Source organism: Novosphingobium sp., assembly GCF_036733805.1.
Classification (GTDB): Bacteria; Pseudomonadota; Alphaproteobacteria; order Sphingomonadales; family Sphingomonadaceae; genus Novosphingobium.
The window spans coordinates 1-7914 of the sequence record NZ_DAIMZT010000083.1; the positions used below are offsets into that span (position 1 = coordinate 1).

Genomic DNA, 7914 nt, shown 5'->3' on the forward strand with positions numbered 1-7914 from the left:
GAAGTGATGTTCTTCGTCGGCTGGTTCTGGGCTTTCTTCGATTTCTCGCTGTTCCCCTCGACCATTGCCGAGGCGGTTGGCGGACAATGGCCGCCCAAGGCGATCCAGGCGGTCATGGATCCCTTTGCTCTGCCGCTGCTCAACACGCTGATTCTCCTGTGCTCCGGCACCACCGTCACTTGGGCGCATCATTCGCTGATTCACGGCGACCGGGACGGACTGAAGAAGGGGCTATGGGCAACCGTACTGCTCGGCATGCTCTTCACCTCGATCCAGGCTTACGAATATTGGCATGCGCCGTTCGGCTTCGGCGGCAACACTTATGGCTCGGCCTTTTACATGGCGACGGGCTTTCACGGGTTCCATGTGATCGTGGGCACGATCATGCTGATCGTGTGTCTGGTGCGCAGCTATCGCGGCGATTTTACGCCGCGTCAGCATTTCGGTTTTGAAGCTGCCGCATGGTATTGGCACTTCGTTGACGTGGTGTGGCTGTTCCTGTTCGTGTGCATCTACATCTGGGGCAACTTCGGCTACACCATAGAGTGATGTCGAACCCGGAAAATCGGAATATCGAAGGGCAGCCGGACAGCGCGTCGGCTGCCCTTTTCGGTCTCTGCCCGCGTTGCGGGGGGCGGACGTTGTTTGCGGGCATCGTCAGGTTCGCTCCCCGATGTGGAGCTTGTGGCCTGGACTATACGCAGTTCAACGTGGGCGATGGTCCCGCCGCTTTTCTCACCCTGATCGTGGGAGCCTTGGTCGCCGTACTGGCGATCTGGTTGCAGCTTTCGCTGGAGCCGCCATTCTGGGTCCACGCGGTGCTCTGGGTGCCGCTTTCCACCGCGCTGGTGATAGGCGGTCTGCGCATCGCCAAAGCCTGGTTGCTGGGGGCTGAATATCGCCGGCGCGCCGGAGAGGGCCGGATCAAGGACGACTGATGAGGCGCATTCCCGTCTTCGCCACGCTGGTCGTTCTGATTGCGGCCGGCGTCATGGTTTCGCTCGGCTTCTGGCAACTCCGGCGCTTGCAGCAAAAGGAGGCGTTGCTCGCCCGCTATGTCGCAGCGCAGAATGCGACGGACGAGGTCGAATGGACTTCCCGCAAGGTGAGCAAGGACCTGTTCTATCGCCGCGCGCATCTCTTCTGCCTGAAAGTGGTGGGCCGCAGCAGCATTGCCGGGCGCAGTGCCGAAGGAACCCCTGGTATAGCGCAGACCGCTGACTGCTCCCTGGCGGATGGCGGCAAGGCGCTTGTGGTGCTGGGCTGGTCTGATCGGCCGAGTGCGGGGGGCGCGTGGCAAGGTGGTGAAGTGCGCGGCACGATCGCGCCGGGCCCGCGCCTGGTGGCCGATCCGCCGCTTGCCGGACTGCATCCTAATGCCCGTCCGGACCCATCCGAGATTCCGAACAACCATTTATCTTATGCAATCCAGTGGTTCCTGTTCGCGATAACGGCGCTGGTGATCTACGGCATCGCGCTGGGCAAGCGGCTTCGCGGCTGATTTGCGCTATTTGTAAAAGCCTTCGCGCAAGCAGATGCCGTGTTCTAGCCACACGCGCATGGCGCAAATGGCCTGGGCCCAGCCCATGCAGTTGCCATAGCTGGCGTCGAGCCCTTTCTGCGTGGGCTTCCACCCGGCCTCGCTGATTTCGACCAGGGTGTGGCCATCGCCGCAATCGCTGAACTGCATCGTCACTTCGGTTTCTTCGGCGCCTTCCGCGCGGTTCGGATCGTCGGCCAATCCCCAGCGCAGAACGATTCGGCGGTTCTTCACCACCTCGACCACTTCTACCGGGAAGGCGCCTGGAAAATCGTGGAAGTCCCACATCACCCGCGCGCCTTCCTCCAGGCGACCGGACGCGTCACCCGTCGTGAAATAGGCGGACAGAATATCCGGATTCACGACGGCTTCGAAAACTTCTTCAATCGGGCGAGCAATGCGCCCGAATGTGCGAAATCGCAGTTCCATGGCTGTTCCTCTCGATTTCCGACTCCGCTGCCGCTTGCCGATGCTCCAATAATGTTATAGAAATATAACATGTCAATGGAAGATCGATACGACAGGACTTTCAAGGCCCTGGGTCATCCGATCCGCCGCCGCATACTCGACGCCCTTCGCGATAGACCGCTGACCACGGGAATGCTGGTTGAACGGATATCGGAGCTGGATCGTTGCACCGTCATGCAACATCTCGGCGTGCTGGAAGGGGCCGGGCTGGTCATTGCCGTGCGCAAGGGACGCGAACGATGGAATCACATCGATGCCACCCCGATCGCTGAAATCCATGAGCGCTGGATCGGTCCTTTTGCGGCGCTTCAGGCCGCCGGGCTGCTACGGTTCAAACGCGCGCTGGAGGGCGGCAGCGATGAACCCTCGCCGGAGGTCGAAGTGGTGAAGACAAAACGCTAGGCTTCCCTTTCGCCGCGGGTCCGGCTAACCGCGCCCGAAACTACAGGAATGCCCATGGAATATATCAGCACCCGTGGCGGCGCTCCGGCGCTGGATTTTGAAGGCGCGACCCTGGCCGGCCTTGCTTCCGACGGCGGACTTTACGTGCCGCGCGAATGGCCGCGCTTTTCGGCTGCCGAGATCGCGGCGATGGCCGGGCTGCCTTACGCGGAGCTGGCGGCGAAAGTCATGGCGCCTTTCGTTGGCGACAGTCTGAGCTATGAGCGTCTTCTGGCGCTGACCACGCAGGCATATGGTCGCTTCGCGCATAAGGCGGTCACGCCGCTCAGGCAGCTTGATGAACAGCAGTGGCTGCTGGAGCTTTTTCACGGCCCCACTCTGGCTTTCAAGGACGTGGCGCTGCAGCTTCTGGGCCTGCTCTTCGAGGAGTTCCTGTCCCGGTCTGACCGCAATCTCACCATCGTTGGCGCGACCAGCGGTGACACCGGCTCAGCCGCGATTGACGCGGTGGCAGGGCGCGCCAAGGTGGATATCTTCATGCTGCATCCGCGCGGCCGCGTTTCGGATGTGCAGCGCCGGCAGATGACTACCGTGCTCGCGCCCAATGTCCACAACATCGCCATCGAAGGCTCTTTCGATGATGCTCAGGCGATGGTGAAGCGCATGTTCAATGACCGCGCGATGACCGATCGGTTCGCCATTGGTGCGGTGAACTCGATCAATTGGGCCCGCCTGATGGCGCAAGTGGTATACTACTTTGCCGCCGGGCTGCAGCTTGGCGCTCCGCATCGCCCTGTGGCCTTCGCCGTGCCGACAGGCAACTTCGGCGACGTATTCGCGGGCTATGTCGCGGCGCAGATGGGTTTGCCGATCGCTACGCTGATCGTTGCCACCAACGTGAATGATATCCTTCATCGCGCCTTGTCGAGCGGCGATTACTCGCAAGGCGAAGTCACCCCCACGGCTGCGCCTTCGATGGACATTCAGGTCTCCTCGAATTTTGAGCGACTGCTGTTCGACCTCAATGGCCGGAACGGCGCTGCGCTCGCTGAACAGATGGCGCGGTTTGAGGCGAACAGGGCGATGCAGCTTACCAATGCGCAGAGGGAAGGCGCGTCGGCGCTGTTTCGCTCGGCCCGCGCGGACTCCGATGGAATGGCCGCCACGATCCGCTGGGCTTGGGAGAGTTGCGGCGAATTGATCGATCCGCACACCGCATGCGGTCTGTTCGCCGCCCGCGGCGCGGGCATTGCGGCCGACATTCCCGTGGTGACGCTGGCGACCGCGCATCCAGCGAAGTTTCCTGAAGCGGTGGAGCGGTCGACCGGCCATCGGCCCGCCTTGCCGACGCGGGTGGGCGACTTGTTCGACCGGCAGGAAAAATGCGTCGAGCTGCGGGGCGAATATGAAGCGGTCGCGACATTCGTGGCCGACCACGCCAGTCCGAAGGTCTGATGGCCGATACCGCCGTCCAGCCAATGATCCTCGCGGGTGAGGGCTGGGCCGATTACGGCCTTGTCGATTCGGGGCATGGCCGCAAGCTGGAGCGGTACGGACCGTACCGCTTCATCCGACCTGAGCCACAGGCGATGTGGACACCGCGCCTTTCCGACTGGCGCGCGCATGGCGAATTTGTTCCGGGCTCTGACGAGGACGGCGGCGGCCGATGGCGCTTCGACAAGCCGGTGCCGAACGAGGGCTGGCCTCTCGCATGGAACGAGGTCCGCTTCATCGCGCAATGCACGCCGTTTCGCCACCTCGGTTTCTTTCCGGACATGGCGCCGGTCTGGGACTGGATGCGGGACATGCTGGCCGAGCGGGAGGCTGCCTCCACGCTCAACCTTTTCGGTTATACCGGGGTCGGCACACTCGCGCTCTCCGCGCATGGGCCCGTCACGCACGTCGATGCATCCAAGAAGTCAGTCGCGCAGGCGCGTGACAATGCGGCTCTTGCCGGGCTGGATGATCGCCCGGTGCGCTGGCTCGTGGATGATGCGGGCAAGTTCGCCGCGCGCGAGGTGCGGCGGGGCAGACGGTATGACGGCATCATCCTTGATCCGCCGAAGTTCGGGCGCGGCCCCAATGGCGAGACCTGGCGTCTCGAAGAGAACCTGCCTGGCCTCTTGGCCGATTGCCGCAAACTGCTTGATCCCGAAAGCCGGTTCCTGTTCTTGACGGTCTATGCTGTGCGGATGTCATCGCTGGCGCTGGCCGGGCTGATGGAGGAACTTTTCGCAGATCTGCCCGGCGTCATCGAGCACGGTGACCTGGCCGTCCGTGAAGACGACCAGGACCGGCTCCTGCCCACCGCGATTTTCGCGCGCTGGCGCCGGGACTGAACTGGTTTTCAGCGCTTCGGTTTAACGAAGCGCAACAGGAACTGGTCGGTCTTGCCGCGAACCCCGCTTTCGAACACCTTCTGGGTGTGGTCGTCCCCGGCATGGTTCAGCAGTTTGCTGCGTGCGTCCAGCTTGAAGCCGGCCGCCTCCACCTCCTTGATGACGCTTGCCTCTTCTATGCGATGCAATGTCGAGGTGACGGTGGTTCCCGCGCCCGCAGCGGCGGCATGATCGCTGATGAGATAGACGCCGCCCGGCTTGAGCGCCTTGAACGCTGCAGCGTTGTAGAGCGCCGCCGCGTCGGTATCGCCCACCTTCACATTCTTGAAGTCGTGATAATTGAGCGTGGTCCAGACGATGTCGACCGGCACGGGAGCGAGGGCATCGCCTGCCTTGATGAGGGACATGGTCACTTGCGGATGATCGACCGCCCAGGCATCGACGGCGGGCGCTGGCCGGCCGGATACAGCATAGACATGGCCCGCCGGGCCGACCGCCAGGCTCAGCAAGCGCGTGAAGTAACCGCCGCCCGGAGCCAGTTCCGCAATCTTCGCACCCTTGCGCACGCCGGCGAAGGCCATCACATTCGCGGGCTTGCGATCAGTATCGCGCGCGGTGTCCTCCGGCGGGCGAGAGCTGTCGGCGACAATCGCGCTGAATGCGCCGGGCGCGGTCGCGGCGGCAGCGATGGCGGGCAGCGCAATAAGTGCCGCCGCAGCCAGATGACGTTTGATCTTGCGCATCGGGTCGATTCTCCACCGTTAAGTCCGGTTTCATATCCGGGGGAGCGCGACCGTAGCATTGCGGCGGGCGAGGCTCCATCGCCATCGCGCGGGCAATGGACATTTGCCGGCTGCGATGGCATCGGCGGCGCATGGCAGACAGCCTCACCCTTGAAGTGGCCGACTTCGAACAGGATGTCCTGACGGGTATCTATTCGGAAGAGACGGGCAAGCCGCAGCCGCTGCGCTTTTCCATTGCGGTGCGCATGAAGCCGGCCGCCCATTACGCGCCGGACACGCCGCTTGGCGCCAGCAAGAACTACATGGACTTGAAGTTCGCGGCCAGTGAGGCATTGCCACCCGGCGTGCATTTCACGCTGATCGAGGCGGTTGCCGATCACATCTGCGAGACGCTGTTCCTTCAGGATGAGCGCGTGGAAGCGGTTACCGTCAAGATCATCAAGCTGGCGATCAGTGAAAATGGCGAGAAGATCGGCATGACCCTGACTCGTGAGCGTCGTTGATGGAACTGCTGCACCTCGGCCCCCTGGCGGATGACCCGCTGGAAGCCGCGGCGGATTTTCATGCGCGACTATTGCCCGCTATCGAAGCCACGCTGTGCGGCGGCGCCGATCCGCTGACGCTGGTGTTTCTGCCGGCGGAACATGGCCACCGGGCCTGGCGGCTTGCCGCGGTGCAAAGTCTGGCTCGCCGTTTCGCCCCCTCGCGCGTGAATGCGTTGGAAAGCGATCACGGCGCTGCTATCGCGGCAGCGGCGCAATGGCTTGAGAGAGCTGCGGGAATGACCGGGCAATTATTGCCGCTTGATGGCAATGGCGCCGGTCAGGTATTATATCCGCACGAATGACCAGCCCGGCACCTCTCGTAGATCAGTTCCAGCGCTGCATCTCCTACTTGCGGTTGTCAGTGACTGACCGTTGCGATTTGCGCTGCGCCTATTGCATGCCGGAACGTATGGCTTTCCTCCCCAGGAAGGAGGTGCTGAGCCTAGAGGAACTGCACAGGCTGGCGCTGGGTTTCATCGCTCGCGGCATCACCAAGCTGCGCCTCACCGGCGGCGAACCGCTGGTGCGCCGCGATATGATCGAGCTGGTGCGGGCTTTGGGGCGCAAACTTGGTGAGGGGCTTGAGGAGCTGACGCTCACTACTAACGGCACACGACTGGCCGAATTTGCCGAAGACATTTTCGCGGCCGGGGTTCGCCGTATCAACGTCTCGCTCGATACGCTTGATCGCGAGACCTTCAAACGGCTCTCCCGTCGCGATTCGCTTCCTCAGGTTCTCGAAGGGCTGCGGGCGGCCAAGGCGGCCGGACTTCGGGTCAAGCTTAACACCGTGGCTCTGAAGGGCGTCAACGAGGCGGAAATCCCGGACATCATCGCCTGGGCGCATGGGCAGGGTTTCGATGCCACGCTGATTGAGGTCATGCCGCTGGGCGAAGTGGAGGAGGACCGCTTCGACCATTATCTGCCTCTCATGGCGGTGCGGGCGGACCTGGAGCGGCGCTGGACCCTTGCTCCCAGCGGTCATCGCACAGGCGGCCCGGCGCGTTATTGGGATGTGCGGGAAACGGGCGGACGCCTCGGACTGATAACGCCGCTGACCAACAACTTCTGTGACGGATGCAACAGGGTTCGCGTGACGGCGACCGGCCAGCTTTATGCCTGCCTCGGTGGTGATGAGCGGGTTGACTTGCGCGCCGCGCTGCGCGGCCCCGATCCCGACATGGCGCTCTCGCAGGCGCTTGACGTGGCCATGCGGATCAAGCCGGCGCGCCATCACTTCACGATCGAGGCGCCGGGTGCCGCGCCGGCTCTGGCGCGGCACATGTCGATGACGGGGGGCTGAGGTGAGCCCTGCATCCGCACCCTCCGAAGAGCACAGCATCAAGCTCGTATTCCTGGGCCGGCTGGAGGATGCGGCGGGCGCCAGCGAACTGGTGGTCCCGCTGGCGCCGAGCGTTGGAGACCTGCTCGCCGCCTTGGGGCCTGAACTGGCAACGGCGCTACAGGGACCACGTGTCAAACTCGCACTCAACGGCGTTCTGCTGAGCGACACCGATGCACCGGTGCTTAGGAGCGGCGACGAAATCGCCTTTCTCCCCCCTGTCTCGGGTGGTTGAGATGAACGCTGCGCTCTCGGACGTCCGGCTGCTGACCGGATGGCTGGATGCGCCGAGCGAACTTGGCGCTTTCACTGCAAAATATCCCGAAGCCGGCGGCGTCGTAAGCTTTCTGGGGCAGGTGCGTGCCGGAGACGGTGTGGAGGCGCTGGAATTGCGGCATTACGCGCCGCTCACTCTTCCGGCGATGAAGGAACTGGCGGCGCGCGTGCGGGAACGCTGGACTCTGGCCGGATTACTGATTGTTCATCGCAGCGGCATGATGGTTCCGGGTGAGCCGATCGTTTTGGTCGCTGCCGC

General features: G+C 63.2%; 13 protein-coding genes. 11 read left to right on the top strand and 2 right to left on the bottom strand.

Annotated features, from left to right (window positions below):
- The 3 genes from V7D69_RS14405 to V7D69_RS14415 all read left to right on the top strand — a co-directional run.
- The coding region (locus tag V7D69_RS14405; protein ID WP_333606139.1) for a cytochrome c oxidase subunit 3 at window positions 1–549 on the top strand (549 nt) is incomplete at its 5' end.
- Window positions 549–938 (top strand): DUF983 domain-containing protein, encoded by a 390-nt coding sequence (locus tag V7D69_RS14410; RefSeq protein WP_324064391.1) that lies wholly within the window; start codon window positions 549–551, stop codon window positions 936–938. The genes V7D69_RS14405 and V7D69_RS14410, both read left to right, overlap by 1 nt.
- Window positions 938–1501, top strand: coding sequence for an SURF1 family protein (locus V7D69_RS14415; protein ID WP_324064392.1), 564 nt, complete (start codon window positions 938–940; stop codon window positions 1499–1501). The genes V7D69_RS14410 and V7D69_RS14415 overlap by 1 nt, the downstream gene beginning before the upstream one ends.
- Window positions 1502–1507: 6 nt before the next feature.
- Here V7D69_RS14415 and V7D69_RS14420 read toward each other — a convergent pair whose 3' ends face one another.
- Complete coding sequence (locus V7D69_RS14420) at window positions 1508–1969, bottom strand: SRPBCC family protein (protein WP_324064393.1); 462 nt, start codon at window positions 1967–1969, stop codon at window positions 1508–1510.
- A gap of 69 nt (window positions 1970–2038) precedes the next feature.
- Here V7D69_RS14420 and V7D69_RS14425 point away from each other — a divergent pair, with 69 nt between their 5' ends.
- The 3 genes from V7D69_RS14425 to V7D69_RS14435 are packed head-to-tail and all read left to right on the top strand — an operon-like array spanning window position 2039 to window position 4749.
- Window positions 2039–2410 carry an ArsR/SmtB family transcription factor gene (locus V7D69_RS14425; protein ID WP_324064394.1) on the top strand — a complete coding sequence of 124 codons (372 nt, stop codon included), beginning with the start codon at window positions 2039–2041 and terminating at the stop codon, window positions 2408–2410.
- A 54-nt stretch (window positions 2411–2464) separates the two neighbouring features.
- On the top strand, window positions 2465–3865 hold the full coding sequence (thrC, locus tag V7D69_RS14430; protein WP_333606140.1) for a threonine synthase: 1401 nt from the start codon (window positions 2465–2467) through the stop codon (window positions 3863–3865).
- Complete coding sequence (locus tag V7D69_RS14435) at window positions 3865–4749, top strand: class I SAM-dependent methyltransferase (RefSeq protein ID WP_324064396.1); 885 nt, start codon at window positions 3865–3867, stop codon at window positions 4747–4749. Before thrC ends, V7D69_RS14435 begins: the two co-directional genes overlap by 1 nt.
- Before the next feature lie 8 nt (window positions 4750–4757).
- Here V7D69_RS14435 and V7D69_RS14440 read toward each other — a convergent pair whose 3' ends face one another.
- Complete coding sequence (locus V7D69_RS14440; protein ID WP_324064397.1) at window positions 4758–5492, bottom strand: class I SAM-dependent methyltransferase; 735 nt, start codon at window positions 5490–5492, stop codon at window positions 4758–4760.
- 131 nt (window positions 5493–5623) lie between these two features.
- Here V7D69_RS14440 and V7D69_RS14445 point away from each other — a divergent pair, with 131 nt between their 5' ends.
- The 5 genes from V7D69_RS14445 to V7D69_RS14465 form a co-directional block, all read left to right on the top strand.
- Complete coding sequence (locus V7D69_RS14445) at window positions 5624–5995, top strand: dihydroneopterin aldolase (RefSeq protein WP_333606141.1); 372 nt, start codon at window positions 5624–5626, stop codon at window positions 5993–5995.
- Entirely contained in the window at window positions 5995–6339 is a 345-nt protein-coding gene (locus tag V7D69_RS14450) for a Rossmann fold domain-containing protein (protein ID WP_333606142.1), read from the top strand. Before V7D69_RS14445 ends, V7D69_RS14450 begins: the two co-directional genes overlap by 1 nt.
- Complete coding sequence (gene moaA, locus V7D69_RS14455) at window positions 6336–7340, top strand: GTP 3',8-cyclase MoaA (RefSeq protein ID WP_333606143.1); 1005 nt, start codon at window positions 6336–6338, stop codon at window positions 7338–7340. Before V7D69_RS14450 ends, moaA begins: the two co-directional genes overlap by 4 nt.
- A 1-nt stretch (window position 7341) precedes the next feature.
- Window positions 7342–7614 (top strand): MoaD/ThiS family protein, encoded by a 273-nt coding sequence (locus tag V7D69_RS14460; protein ID WP_324062440.1) that lies wholly within the window; start codon window positions 7342–7344, stop codon window positions 7612–7614.
- A gap of 1 nt (window position 7615) precedes the next feature.
- Window positions 7616–7914 (top strand): molybdenum cofactor biosynthesis protein MoaE (locus V7D69_RS14465; RefSeq protein ID WP_333606144.1); only part of this gene is annotated, 299 nt, incomplete at its 3' end.